General features: G+C 73.7%; 9 protein-coding genes. 2 read left to right on the forward strand and 7 right to left on the reverse strand.

Annotated elements, in window-relative coordinates; translation table 11 throughout:
• Positions 1-65: 65 nt before the first annotated feature.
• Positions 66-1,436: an ROK family protein gene (locus ACIQFU_RS12925; protein WP_402551022.1), complete on the forward strand. Its 1,371-nt coding sequence runs from the start codon at positions 66-68 to the stop codon at positions 1,434-1,436.
• Between the two features lie 364 nt (positions 1,437-1,800).
• On the opposite strand, the gene ACIQFU_RS12930 is transcribed toward ACIQFU_RS12925, so the two are convergent.
• Genes ACIQFU_RS12930 through ACIQFU_RS12940 form a run of 3 tightly spaced genes read right to left on the reverse strand, consistent with a single transcriptional unit; the run spans position 1,801 to position 4,062 of the window.
• Positions 1,801-2,601: an NAD(P)-binding domain-containing protein gene (locus ACIQFU_RS12930; RefSeq protein ID WP_402551023.1), complete on the reverse strand. Its 801-nt coding sequence runs from the start codon at positions 2,599-2,601 to the stop codon at positions 1,801-1,803.
• On the reverse strand, positions 2,598-3,047 hold the full coding sequence (locus ACIQFU_RS12935; RefSeq protein WP_402551025.1) for a hypothetical protein: 450 nt from the start codon (positions 3,045-3,047) through the stop codon (positions 2,598-2,600). Before ACIQFU_RS12935 ends, ACIQFU_RS12930 begins: the two co-directional genes overlap by 4 nt.
• 52 nt (positions 3,048-3,099) lie before the next feature.
• The gene (locus tag ACIQFU_RS12940; protein ID WP_402551026.1) at positions 3,100-4,062 is read right to left on the reverse strand and encodes an alpha/beta hydrolase; all 963 of its coding nucleotides are present in this window, start codon (positions 4,060-4,062) and stop codon (positions 3,100-3,102) included.
• Positions 4,063-4,189: 127 nt separating this feature from the next.
• Here ACIQFU_RS12940 and ACIQFU_RS12945 point away from each other — a divergent pair, with 127 nt between their 5' ends.
• Entirely contained in the window at positions 4,190-4,843 is a 654-nt protein-coding gene (locus ACIQFU_RS12945; RefSeq protein ID WP_402551028.1) for a TetR/AcrR family transcriptional regulator, read from the forward strand.
• Between the two features lie 16 nt (positions 4,844-4,859).
• On the opposite strand, the gene ACIQFU_RS12950 is transcribed toward ACIQFU_RS12945, so the two are convergent.
• The 4 genes from ACIQFU_RS12950 to ACIQFU_RS12965 all read right to left on the reverse strand — a co-directional run bounded on the left by ACIQFU_RS12950 (position 4,860) and on the right by ACIQFU_RS12965 (position 11,711).
• Positions 4,860-5,900, reverse strand: a complete 1,041-nt coding sequence (locus ACIQFU_RS12950; protein WP_402551030.1) for a LacI family DNA-binding transcriptional regulator — start codon at positions 5,898-5,900, stop codon at positions 4,860-4,862.
• A gap of 53 nt (positions 5,901-5,953) precedes the next feature.
• Positions 5,954-8,722, reverse strand: coding sequence for a glycoside hydrolase family 3 C-terminal domain-containing protein (locus ACIQFU_RS12955; RefSeq protein ID WP_402551032.1), 2,769 nt, complete (start codon positions 8,720-8,722; stop codon positions 5,954-5,956).
• A gap of 33 nt (positions 8,723-8,755) precedes the next feature.
• Positions 8,756-10,525, reverse strand: a complete 1,770-nt coding sequence (locus ACIQFU_RS12960; RefSeq protein WP_402551033.1) for a discoidin domain-containing protein — start codon at positions 10,523-10,525, stop codon at positions 8,756-8,758.
• Between the two features lie 109 nt (positions 10,526-10,634).
• A complete protein-coding gene (locus tag ACIQFU_RS12965) occupies positions 10,635-11,711 on the reverse strand; it encodes a DUF1996 domain-containing protein (RefSeq protein ID WP_402551035.1) in 1,077 nt (358 codons plus the stop codon).
• Between the last annotated feature and the right edge of the window lie 197 nt (positions 11,712-11,908).

Here is an 11,908-nt window from a genome sequence, read left to right on the forward strand (position 1 = left end):
GAAAGACTCGTCAAGGTCTCGCGCACGTTCCGGGGACGCGCGGGAGCAGGAAAGGAAGGGTCCTGATGGCCAGGCACGGCGGGCGCACGGTCCGTGACCTGCGGCGAGAGAGCCGCAGCGCCGTTCTGCAACGGTTGTATTTCGACGGGCCGATGAGCAGGCTCGCGCTGGGCTCGGCGGCGGGCCTGAGTTCGGGATCCGTCAGCAACGTGGTCGCCGAGCTGTTGGCCGACGGACTGGTGGAGGAGGCGGGCAGCCTCGGCGCGGACGGCGGCCGCCCGCGCACCCTGGTCCGCGTCGCGGCCGGCCGGGGACGCCTCGTCGGCGTCGACGTCGGCGAGACCCGCGTACGCGTCGAGCTGTTCGACCTGTCGATGTCCGAACTGGCGCGGACGGAGCGCGTGTTGCCCGGGCACGGCTCGCGCTCCTACGACGTCGGCGTCGTCGCCGGGCACATCCTCGACGGCGTCGCGGAGGTGCTCGGCGCCGACGGTCCCGCCCAGGGCCCCGGTGAGCTGCTGGGCGTCGGCATCGGCGTCCCCGGCATCGTCGAACGCACCGCCGCGGGCACCCTGGTGCACGGCCAGACCGTCGGCTGGGACGCGGTCCCGCTGGAGGCCCTGCTGCGCGGCTCGGGCCGGCTGCCCGCGCACGTGCCGCTGTTCATCGAGAACGGCGCCCGGACGCTGGGGCAGGCCGAGATGTGGTTCGGCGGCGGACGCGGCGCGCACAACGCCGTGGTCGTGCTCTTCGGCTCCGGGGTCGGCGCGTGCGTCGTCACCGACGAGGTGGAGCAGGGACGTGCGGTGGAGTGGGGGCACCTGACCGTGCAGGTGCGGGGGCGCCGGTGCCGGTGCGGGGCGCGGGGGTGCCTGGAGGCGTACGCCGGCGCGGAGGCGCTGCTCGCGCGGTGGCGGGAGGCGGGCGGTCAGCCGCCGCCCGGGGCCGACGAGGAGGCCGCGCTCACCGCCCTGCTGTCCGCCGCCCGGCCCGCGGACGGGGGCGAGCCCGATCCGGTGGCGGCGGAGGTCCTCGCCGAAACCGCCGAGTACCTGGGCGCCGGGCTGGCCGACCTCGTCAACCTCTTCCAGCCCGAGCGGATCCTGGTGGGCGGCTGGGCCGGGCTCCAGCTCGGCCCGCCCTTCCTGGAGTCCGTGCGGGCCCACACCCTGGCCCACGCCCTGCGCCACCCCGCCGCCCGCGTGGGCATCGCGCTGGGCCGTCTCGGCCCCGACGCGGTGACGGTGGGCGCCGCGATCCTGCCCCTGGCGGCGTTCTTCGCCCGCGGCGGCCGGCGGGTGCCGGTCGACTCGCCCGCGCCGGTGCCGGCGTGGCGGGCGGCGCTCGGGGGAAGGCTGGCGGGACAGCGGGGTGAGGGCACCGGTCTCGACGGCGCGACCGGCCCGCCGCCCGTTGCCTCCGGCGACCGGACATGACACCGGCGCACACCGTCACCGCCGACGCAGCCACCCGAGACCGACGGCAAGGCCGTCCACGGCCATCCGCCACCGCCACCGGCACCGGCACCGGCACCGGCATCGGCATCGGCATCGGCATCGGCATCAACAGAGCCACCGCACTGAACACCGAACCCGACAAGACGACCGGCCCGCCACCCGGCCCCCCCCCAAGACCGGACATGACACCGACGCACACCGTCACCACCGACGCGACTACCCGAGACCAACGGCAAGGCCGTCCACGGCCATCCGCCACCGCCACCGCCAGAGCGACCGCACTGGACACCGAACCCGACGGGACCACCGGTCCGGCGGCCGGACATGACGCCGGCGCACGCGGTCACCGTCGGCGCGACTGCCCGAGGTCGGCGAGGAGGCCGTCCAGGGCCTTCGCGAGAGCCTCCGCGTTGGCCGGGTCGAACCAGGTGGTGCGGATGCGTTCGTTGTTCCCGTTCGGCGTCTCGTGGTCGGCGGCGAGCCGGTCCAGGGAGCGGGACTCGTCGCCCAGGGAGCGGCCGACGCCCTGGAAGAGGCCGCGGACGTAGTGGTCCGCGTCGTCCGGGGCGATGCCGTGGCCGACGGCCCACGAAGCGAGCGTGGCGAGGTAGGCGTAGTGGGTGGTGAGCGTGCCGGTCAGCGCGGACAGGACGTCGAAGGCGGCCTCGTCCGTGACGGGGAGCGCTCCGCCCAGCCGTGCGAAGAGGGCGTCCACCTCCGGGTGCGAGGGGTGCACCACCGTGACGGAACGGCGTTCGCGGACGGTCGGCAGGGGAATGGCCCGGACCAGTGGGGCCCTGGTGCCGAGCGTCTGGCGCAGCTCGTCGTTGCCCATGCCGGCCATCACGTTGACCAGGATCCTGTCGTCGCCCACGTGCACTCCGGTCATCGCCTCACGGCACTGCTCGCGGCGCATCGCGAGGATCACGATCCCGGAGCGGTCCACCACTTCCTGGTTGTCGGCGCACACCCGCACGCCCTCGTGGCGATCGGACAGCTCCGCGGCCGTGCGGGCTCCCCGCGGCGAGAGGAACACCTCCGGCGCGGCGCCGCCCCCGTGACGCAGTCCCGTCACGAGGGCCCCGCCGATCTCGCCCACCCCGATGATGCCGATGTGCTTCACCATGTCCTCCTCCGATGTCATGCCGGTCGCGGTCTTCTCCACAACAGGGTGACGGCCAGGACGCCTGCCAGGCAGGGTGCCGTCCCGGCCCAGCCGAGCGCCGACGGCAGGCCGGTCGCCCCGGAGGTGTCCTTGATGAGCAGTCCGGTCAAACCGGTACCCGCGCCGAGCGCGCACAGTACGGTCGCGACGGGCCGGGCCCACCGCTTGTCCGCCCGTACGCTCCATATCGACCAGAGCCAGGCGAGCACGCCGAGTGCTCCGACGACGGACAGCAGGACCAGGTAGGTGGTGACGGCCGAGTCGATCCGCGTCTGGGAGTACGCGGGATAACCGGCCCTGATGTGATCGGCCAGCAGACGGCTGTCGGCCAGGTCCGCGTAGGGGGCCGCCGTCGCCAGGACGGTCAGCCCGAGCCCGGCGTACATCGCTCCGAGTGCCCCTCGGCCATGGGTTGTCGTGGTCACGGGTCTGCTCTCCGTTGTCTCATGTCGAAGACGGTCGAAGGTGCTTTCGGCGTCACGCCGTCAGGGCCGCGCGGAGGAACTCCCGGATCTCGGACCGGGCCGCCTCGGCCCGCGGTTCCACACCGGGCAGGGTGAGGAACGCGTGGCCCGCTCCCGGGTGTTCGTCCAGCCGCACCAACGTCCCGCTCGCTCGCAGCCGCTCGGCGTACCGGCGTCCGTGATCGGCGAGCGGGTCGTGGGCCGGCACCACGATCAGCGCGGGGGCGAGCCCGCCCAGGTCGTCGGCGTACAGCGGCGAGAAGGCACGGGCGTCGGTTCCCGGCGGGAAGGCGAGCCGTTCCAGCAGCCGGAGTTGCGGCATGGCGAGGGTCGGGGTGTCCACGTGCTCGGCGACCGACGGGTAGTCGTACATCGCCGCGGTCATGTCGACGGCCGGGTTGACCAGCACCTGAGCCTTCAGTCGCAGGCCGGCCTCCCGGGCGCGGATCGCGGTCAGGGCGCTGATCAGTGCACCGAGGCTCTCGCCGAAGACCGCCGTGCGCGCCCGGTCGACGCCCCACCGCGCGGCGTGTCGCAGCACGTGCCGCAGTACGTCCCAGCCGTCGTCGGCGGCGTCCGCGAGCGGGCTGCCCGGGGCGACGAGGCGGTGCTCGACCGAGACGACGACCGCGGGCAGTCGGGCGGCGAGGTGACTGTTGGCCCAGTCGCACTGCACCGCCGTGCCCACGAAGCCGCCTCCGTGGACGTGGACCACGAGCGGCAGGCCGGTCCGGTCGGCGGCTCCTCCGTCTTCCGTCGGCAGCGGCCGGTACACCCTCACCGGGAGGTCGCGGCCCGGCAGCGCGACGTTCCGCCACTCGACAGCGGCGCCGGGGTCCGGTTCCCCGAGGATCGCCCGCGCCGCGCCGGAAGCCCGGTAGCGGTTCTCCGCCTCGCGGTAGGCGATCAGTTCCCCGGTCGTGATCGTCTCGAAGTCCGGCAGCGGTGGCCGTTTCGCAGCGGTGTTCTCGCTCATGTCCGCGTCGCTCCCCTTCATCGCCCCTGCCGCGTCCTTCTCCCCGGCAAGCATGTGCACTCAGTATGCACGCGGTGCGTGCAATGGCAAGTGCATGGGTTAGACTGACCCGGACGAGAGGGGCGAGATGGCAGGCCGAAGGCGTTGGTCGACCGAGCAGATCCTGGACGCGGCGGCGGAGCTGCTGCTGACGGGCGACGCCGAGACGTTCAGCGTGCGCAAGCTCGCCGCGGCGCTGGGGACCGACTCCTCCAGTCTCTACCGGCACTTCCGCAACAAAACCGAGCTGCTGCGCGCGGTCGCCGACCGGATCCTGCTGTCCGCCATGGACGGCTACCGGCCCGAGGGCGACTGGAAGCAGCGCCTCACCGCTGTGGCCCTGCGCCTGCGCGAGGCTTTCGGGCAGCAGCCCCAGCTCGCCGCGGTCTGGGGTCGCCACGGATCGGGCGGCGCCGGTTCCCGGCTGGTGATGGAGGAGGTGCTGCGGGCCCTGCGCGCCTCGGGCCTGCCCGATGACGGGATCCCGGCGCACTACCACCGGCTCGTGGTCCTGATCGCCTCGCTGATCACCGCCGAGGGCGGCTTCGGCGCCGTCGGCGCCGAGGAGTACGAGCAGGGCATGGAGCAGTTCCGGGTCGCGGTGCTGGGCGCCGATCCCGACCGCTTCCCCACCCTGGCCCACTTCGCCCGGGAGATCCGCCCCCTCGGTGCGGACCGCCGCGCCGCGTTCGAGGAGATCCTCGCGGCCCACCTCGCACACGTCGAGGCCGCGACCCCCTGACGCGGGCCCCGAGCCGCTACGCCGAGTCCCGTACCACCAGTTCCGGGTCGAAGATCACCGACGTGGGTTCGGTGCGGGCGCCCTTGATGTGGTCGTCGAGGAGACGTGCCATCGTGGCCGCCATCTCCTCCACCGGCTGCCGGACGGTGGTCAGCCGGGGCCGGCAGGTCACGGCCACGCTGGAGTCGTCGAAGCCGACGACCGCGACGTCCTGCGGCACCCGGCGTCCGTGGTCGCGCAGCACCTGGACGGCGCCCTGGGCCATCAGGTCGTTGGCGGTGAACACGCCGTCGGTTTCGGGGTGTTCGGCGAGCAGGGAGGTCATGGCGGCCATGCCGCTGTCCACCGTGAAGCCGCCCTCGGCCACCGGCACGTGGGGATGCCCGTGGCGGGCCAGGGTGTCGCGGAAACCGGCCAGCCGCTCCTGGCTGGCCGCGACGGCCAGCGGACCGGCGACGGTGGCCATCCTCCGGCAGCCCCGCTCCAGCAGGTGCTCGGCGGCGAGCCGGCCGCCGTCGCGGTGGGCGAGGTCGACGTAGCTGAGCGGCACCGGACGGCCCGGACGGGCGAACAGCACCGCCGGCAGTCCGGCGCCGGCGAGCAGGGCGGGCAACGGGTCGTCGGGGTGGGTGGACACCACCAGCGCACCGTCGGCGCCGCCCTGTCTGAGGTACGCCACGACCTCCTGGCGGGCCTCGGGCGTCTCGGCGAACATCAGCACCGGATGCATCCTGCGCGGCCGGAGGTGACCGACCACGCCGCCGACGACGCGGCCGAAGAACGGGTCGGCGAACACCCGTGTGGCGAACGCGTTCTGCTCCGTGTCCGAGGCGTCGCCCGCGCCCGAGACGACCAGGGCGACGGTCGTGGTGCGCCGGGTGACCAGTTGCCTGGCGGCCTGGTTGGGCGCGTACCCGGTCCGTTCGATGGCCCGGCGGACCAGGTCCTGGATGGCCGGGTCCACGTTGCGGACGCCGTTGACCACCCGCGAGACGGTGGCCCGGGAGACGCCGGCCTCCCGGGCCACGTCCTCCAGGGTCGGGGCCTGTCTGCTCATGCCCGCACCCTAACCGGCCGGGTGCGGCGCACGGTAGAGCGCTCTCCCCGCCGTCACGCGGAGGCCGGCTGCACCACCTCCAGGTCCGCGACCAGCGGCACGTCCCCCGCCGATCTCCCGGCCAGCACCCGCCAGCGCCCCTCCTCCGTGCGCCAGGCGTGCTCCGCCACCGACCAGTGGCACAGCGCCCGCGCCGGTACCCGCACCGTCGCCGTCACCGTCTCCCCCGGGTCCGCCCGCACCGCCGCGTACCCGGCCAGCCACCGTACGGGACGGTCGAGCGCCGACGCGGGCCGGGCGAGGTACACCTGCACGACCTCCCGGCCCGCCCGCGCACCGGTGTTGCGGACCCGCACCTGCACGGCGAGGTCGTCGCCCGCGCGGGTCGCGGGCGGGACGGTCAGCTCCTCGTAGGACCAGGTGGTGTAGCCGAGTCCGTGGCCGAACCAGTAGGCGGGCGTGCGGTGGTGGCGCAGCCAGCCCCGGTAACCGAGGTGCAGGCCCTCGTCGTAGTCGAGACGGCCGGCGGCCGGGCGGGTACGGGTGACCGGGGCGTCGGCCAGGGCGGCCGGCCAGGTGGTGGGCAGCCGCCCGCCGGGCTCGGCGCGGCCGAAGAGCACGTCGGCGAGGCCGCCGCCGGCCTCCTGCCCGGGGAACCAGGCCAGAAGCACCGCGCCCGCCTCCTCTCGCCAGGGCATCTCCACCGGGCCACCGCTGTTGACGACGGCGACGGTGCGCGGGTTGGCGGCCGCGACGGCGCGGACCAGGGCGTCCTGGGGGCCGCCGAGCGCCAGGCCCGTACGGTCGTAACCCTCCGACTCCCCGTGCTCGGTGGTGCCGACGACCACGATCGCCGCGTCCGCCGCACCCGCCGCGCGGGCGGCCTCGGAGAGCGACGCGGCGTCGTCCGGAGCCGGTGGGGCCGCGACCACGACGGTCGCCCGGCCGGTGCCGGGCGCAAGCTCCCGGCGGGCCACCAGCAGGGCGTCCTGGCCGACCGCGAGGTCTGCGGTGGCGTACTGGGCGGGCGGGTTGACGTGCACCACCGCCGGGTCGTCGGTGAGGGGCGGGAAGTCGCCCTCCAGCAGGGTGCGTCCGTCCAGGGTCAGGCTCATCCGGCCGAAGCCGGCCACGCCCAGGTTCCAGCGGCCCGCGGTGCGGGGGCGCAGCCGGGCGCCGATCTCGACGGTGTGCGCGCCCGGCACCAGGCGGGGCTCCAGCAGACGTCCGCCGCGCCGCCGTTCGGCGTACAGCTCGTGGCCGTCCGCGTCGAGCATCCGCAGCAGCACCCCCGGCAGGCCGGAGCGCGGGTCGGTGCAGGCGTCCTGGTCCAGCGGGGGTGCGGGGCCGTCCGGTCGGGGGCCCGGGACGTGGACGACGCGGGCGCGGCCACGCAGGGCGGCCCGGATCCCGTCGAGGACTGACACCTCGTCCTGCGGGAACACGCCCGCGCTGCCACCGCCCTGGGTACGGGTCCGCGCGGCATGCGCACCGATCACGGCGACGGTCCCGACGCCTTCGGGGTCGAGCGGCAGCACGTCCCTGTTGGCCAGCAGGACGGCACCGGCGGCGACGGCACGGCGGGCCAGGGCACGGACGTCGCCGACGCGCGAGGGATCCGGGCCGGACGGTTCCGTGCCGGACACCGTGTCCCGGCCCCGGGTGCCCTCCGCGCGGATCGAGGGATCCGGGCCCGGCGCACCCTCCGCACCGGGCGAGGGGGCAGAAGCCGGCGACCCCCCGGCGCCGGACAGCACATCCCGGGCCGAAGAACCCTCCAGGCCGCACGACGGAACCGGGCGGCACGACGGGTCCTGGCCGCACGACGGAACCGGCCCCGACGAGACCCCCGTCCCGGCCGGCAGGGGCAGGCCCGAAGCAGCCTCCGCCCGGGACGGCGTGCCCGGGGCCGCCCGGCGAGGCGACGCGCCCGGGGCCCCCGATCGGGGCGCGTCGTGCCCACCCAGCGCGCCCAGCCAGGCCGCGAGTCGCAGGAGTCGACGTGCCTTGTCGTCGACGGCCGCCTCGGGCACGTCGCCGTCGGTGACCGCCTGTGCCAGCGCCTCGCCCCAGGGGCCGCCGGGTCCCGGCATGGCGAGGTCGAGACCGGCTCGGGCGGTGTCGAGGGTGCCGCGCACCGCGCCCCAGTCGGAGACGACGACGCCGTCGAAGCCCCACTCGCTCTTCAGCGGGTCGGTGAGCAGGGCGTTCGCGGACATGCTGGTGCCGTTGACCGCGTTGTACCCCGCCATGACGAGCCGGACCCCGGCGGCCACCGCCGCCTCGAAGGGGGCGAGGTAGACCTCCCGCAGCGCCCGCTCGCCCACCCTCACGTCGACGGTGAGGCGGTCGGTCTCGGAGTCGTTGGCCACGTAGTGCTTGGCGGTGGCGGCCACACCGTGGGCCTGGACCCCGCGGACGAGCGCGGCACCGGTGCGGCCGGTCAGCTCGGGGTCCTCGGAGAGGCACTCGAAGTGCCGGCCGCCCAGCGGACTGCGGTGCAGGTTCAGGGTCGGGGCGAGGAGGACGTCCACGCCCTTGCGCCGGGCCTCGGCGGCGAGCAGACCACCGAGGCGTTCGACAAGGGCCTCGTCCCAGGTGGCGGCGAGCGCCGAGGCCGAGGGGAGCAGCACGGAGGTGATCCGCTCGTCCCAGGCCTCGCCCCGTACGCCCGCCGGACCGTCCGACATGACCAACTCCCGCAGTCCCACGGCCGGTTCAGCCTGCGTGCGCCAGGTCGTGGCGCCGGTCAGCAGCAGCGCGCGGGCGCGAGGTGTCAGTTTGCCGAGCAGCCGGTCGATCTCTTCGTCACTCGTCCCCACCCGGGCGTCCCTCCTCCTTCTCGTCCCGCGACGTCAGCTGTAGACGCCGAACTCGTACAGCGAGTAGCCGTAGCCCGTGCCGCGTGCGGTGCCGTTGACGCGCACGTAGCGGCCGGCACCGGACACGTCGAGGGTGTCGACGCCGCCGTTGCCGTCGGTCACCGTGGACACGGTCTGCCAGTTCTGCCCGTCGTCGGAGGTCTGGACGGTGTAGGCCCTGGCGTAGGAGGACTCCCAGTACAGCTGGACGTGCCGGAACGTGGTGCGCGCGCCCAGGTCCACCTGGAGCCACTGCGGGTCGCTCCAGTCGCTGGCCCACCGGGTGTCCGGGTTGCCGTCCACGGCGTTGGCCGCGGTGCAGGGGCAGTCGCCGTAGCTGGGCTGGAAGGAGGACGCGGTGGCCGGCTTGCCGAGGGCGACGTTCGTGCCGTCGACGGCGGGCGGCACGACCCGCACGGAGCGGGTCTCGACGCCGACGTTGCCCTTGCCGTCGGTGGCCTTCACGTACAGCTTCCAGACGCCGGGCCGGTCGGGGGCGGTCACCTTGAGGCGTCCGCCGCCGAGGTCGGTCGCGGGCAGCGTGGTCAACTGCTTGTTCTCGTCGATGTAGTTGCTGTTGGACAGCACCTCGTAGGCGATCGGGTCGCCGTCGGGGTCGGTCGCGTTCACGCTCAGTTCGAGGTCCTTGCCCGCCTGCACGTCGCCCGCGTCGCCCGCGACGCCGAAGCCGCTGATGACGGGCGGGGTGTTGTCCGCGGAGGTGTCACCGCCGTAGGCCTCCTTCACGGCGTAGTACGACAGCCGCTTCTGCCCGGCGGGCAGCAGGTTGAACCAGATGCCGCCGAAGTCGTACTCGGTGCCGTAGTGGAACAGGGTCGCGCCAAGGGCGACGCCGCGGTGCCCCGTGACGCAGTTCCAGGCGTCGGTGTAACCCTGCGCCTTGGCCCGGTCGGTGGGTTCCTCGGGGACGCCGTTGGCGTCGTCCGGCACCTCCCACTCGCCGGCCGGTCCCGACTCGGTGACGATGTACGGCTTGGTGTAGCCGCCCTGTTCCCAGGCGGAGCGCACGTCGCAGACGGCGTCGTAGGAGTTGACGGCGTACAGGTCCAGGTCGGGGGCGTTCTTCTTGTAGTAGGGCCAGGCGCCGACCCAGGCGTCGGTCGAGGTGACGGGATGGTTCGGGTCGACGGTGTGGATCTTCTTGGTGATGTCGTTGACGAAGGTGGTGTAGGCGTCGCGCTGGCGCTCCAGTTCGTCGCCGCCGTAGCAGTTCTGGAGGCCGAGCACCGACTCGTTCCCGACGTTCCACATCAGGACGCCCGGGTGGTCCTTGTACTCCTGTACCCAGCGCGGGAACTCGGCGAGCATCTGGTCCTTGTACGCCGTGTCGGTCAGGTAGTCGACGCAGCCGCCGCTGCCCGGACCGCCGCCGGGCTGGAGCCAGAAGCCGGCGATGACCTTGACGCCGTGGGCGGCGGCGGAGTCGAGGAGCGGGCGGCTGCTCGCGTCGGTGCCCCAGGTGCGGATGGTGTTGACGCCCATGGATGCCAGGTCGGGCATGTACCGGTCGGCGTCGGCGGGGGACGGCCCCCAGGTCAGGCCCTTGACCGTGTACGGGCTGCCGTCCACGGTCAGCTGCCAGTCGCCCTGGCTTCCGCTCACTTTCACGACGCTGCCGGCGGCGTGTGCCTGTGCCGCGGGCAGGGCGGTGAGGGCGCCGACGGTGAGCAGGCCGGCGGTCAGGGGGGCGGTGAGTCTGCGGGCCGGTGCGAGTCGGCGGGTGGGGGTGCGGGGTCGGCTCATGAAGGTGCGTCTCCGGTCTGGGGGGGGAGTGGGAGAGGCCCGGCCGTTGCGGGGCGTGGACGGCCGGGCCGGTCCGGTGGGGGTGGGGTGGAGCGGGCGTGGGGCGGGGTCAGGGCAGTTCGTAGTCCTCGTTCAGTGCCGCTCCCGCCTCGGGGTGGGTCTGGTCGTAGCCGCGCGCGTCGCACTGCAGTCCGCCGACGATGCAGTGGCCGACCATGGCGTCGAGCGTCGCCTCGTCCCAGGCGTTGAAGAAGTCGTAGTGGAACGAGTAGCCGGCGCCACTGGCCAGTCGCACCTGGGAGAGGTCGCCGTTGACCGGGAAGGCCATCTTGAACTCGATCATCGGCAGCGCGACGGGGTGGTCGGCGGGGCAGACGTTGTTGTTCGTCCCCGGGTTGACCACCGGATACGCCATGTGGCTCTGGTGGTCGGGCGTGTCCAGGTTCTTGCCGTCCCAGCAACTGGGCGCCTGGAAGCGGATGTTGACCTGGACGTCCTGGCGCTCCGGGCAGTCGGCCGGGAAGTCGACGTTGAAGAAGCTGTCGCCGCACTCCCAGCCCTCGACGAAGCCCGGATGGTCGCGGAAGTCCTGGGCGCTCTGCATCGGACTGGCGACGACGTAGCGCAGCCCCTTCGGGAAGGGCCGCACGCTGGTGTAGTCGGTGACGCCGGCCTTGTAGTAGATGGTCTGCACGCCGACCGGGAGGACCGGGCGGTCGCCGTCGAACATGGTCGGCATCCAGTAGCCCGAGCGGTCGCCGGGTGCGAGACAGGTGGTGTCCCCGGCGTCGAGCGAGGCCGTGGTGCTGTTCGCGTCGGTCGTCGTGTTGCCCATGAACGTGTGGTCGTGCGACTTGCCGGGCTGCTGCGGGAAGACGATCGGGTCGTCGGGCGCCGTGTGGCTGACCGCGCAGTTGGCCTGGAACTCGTGGAAGTAGCGGTGCGGCGGCTCCTTCGTGGACGGGGTGACGCCGGTGACCGGCGGGTTCGCGGGGATGTAGCCGTCGCCGTCCGGGTCCTCGGGCGAGGCGGCGGTCGAGACGGCCATGGTGTGCCCGGCGTGCGCGGCCGTGGCGTGGGCGGCGGGGGTGTCCGCGTTGGCGGCGACCGTGCCGATGCCGATCGAGGTCAGCAGTAACGCGCTCGCGACGAGGGCGCCGGACAGAACTTTCGATCTCCGTGGCATGGAGACCTCCTGGGAAGGTCGGGGAAATTCTCGGAGAGCGCTCTCCCGACTCGGAGTGTTGAGGGCGCGGGGGGAGGGTGTCAAGGGATGCGGCAGAAGAAGCGGCGGGTGGGACCAACGTGCTTTATGCCCCCACTTGTTGAACACAGCGCACGGGAATCGGTCGCAACTCTTGACGTCCCGTGGCGGGCAGATGA

Source organism: Streptomyces sp. NPDC093065, from assembly GCF_044754585.1.
GTDB lineage: Bacteria > Actinomycetota > Actinomycetes > Streptomycetales > Streptomycetaceae > Streptomyces.